Source organism: Rhizobacter sp. P3_C12 (assembly GCF_056402735.1).
In genome coordinates this window covers 1-1,226 of sequence record NZ_JBFUGW010000602.1, presented here as the reverse complement: position 1 = coordinate 1,226, position 1,226 = coordinate 1, and the positions used below count along the sequence as shown (strand labels likewise).

The following is a 1,226-nucleotide window of genomic DNA, read 5'->3' as shown; positions in this document are numbered from 1 at the left end:
CACTCCCAGCGGTACACCGTGTAGCTGACCAGCTCGCCGGCGCACTCCGGCAGCGCACCGAACCACAGCGCCTGCAAGCGCCCGCTGCCGTTGCGCAGCAGCGCCTGGGTGGCCGCAGGGTCGCCGCTTTCGAGGATCTCCGCATACACCTTGGCCAGCATGCCGCCGTAGGTGATCGCGATCGCCAGCACGCCCGAGGTCGGGCCCAGGCCCACCGCCCGCACGAACAGCAGCGCCCACACCAGCTCGGGGATCGAGCGCAGCACCACCAGCACCCAGCGGATCGCCTGCCGCAGCAGCGCCGGCAGCAGGCCCATCGGCGTCGCGATCGCACTGAGCGACAGCCGCGCCGTCGCCAGGAAGGCCAGCGGCACCGCCACCACCCACGCCAGTGCCAGGCCCGCCGTCGCGATGGCGACGGTGCGCCAGGTCTCCTGCAGCAGCAGCCCGAGGAACGCCGCATCGTGCTTCGGCGGGACGAATTCCGACACGAACTTCCAGGTCGCCCGCAGGCTGCGCGCGTCCAGCAGCGTCGCCGGGTTGAACTCGGTCCACACCAGCAGCGGCCACGCCAGAACCGCCGCCACCAGCAGCAGCGACACCCTGCGCAGCAGCGCCGGATCGTGCAGCGCCGCAGCGCCCGGACGCACGGCCTGTTCCATCAGCGGCACATGCTTTCGGGCAACAGCCCGCTGGCCGCAGCCGGGGCCTCCGGGGCCTGCGCCGCCACCTCGCCCGCATACAACTCGCGCAGCGCCGCATCGTCCAGCCCCGCCGCCGGGCCGTCGTACACGCACACGCCGGCGCGCAGCGCGACGATGCGCGCGAAGCGCTCGCGCGCCACGTCCACCTGGTGCAGGCTGCACACCAGCGTGCGGCCGTCGCGCCGCGCGGCGCCGAGCAGCGCATCGATCACGACGCGCGCGCGGGTCGGGTCCAGCGCCGACAAGGGTTCGTCGACCAGCCACAGCCCGGCCTGCGACACCAGCGCGCGCGCCAGCCCGACCCGCTGCCGCTCGCCGCCGGAGAGGCGATCGACGCGCAGCCACAGCTTGTCGGCCAGGCCCAGCTCGGCGAGCGCCGCCTGCGCGAGGTCCGCGTCGCGCGGGCTCCACAGCGTGCGCAGGCTCTGCAGCAGCCCCATCGCCGGCAGCCGCCCGGCCAGCACCGCCGTCACGACGCGCTGGCGCGGCGGCAGCGGCGGCACCTGCGGCGCGAGGAACAGC

General features: G+C 74.9%; 2 protein-coding genes. Both read right to left on the bottom strand.

Translation table 11 applies throughout. The features are described from left to right. The coding region (locus AC1DXV_RS34855) for a PhnE/PtxC family ABC transporter permease (protein ID WP_477938079.1) at positions 1-662 on the bottom strand (662 nt) is incomplete at its 3' end. Next, positions 662-1,226: ATP-binding cassette domain-containing protein (locus tag AC1DXV_RS34850; RefSeq protein ID WP_477938078.1), on the bottom strand; the 565-nt coding region annotated here is incomplete at its 5' end. The genes AC1DXV_RS34850 and AC1DXV_RS34855, both read right to left, overlap by 1 nt.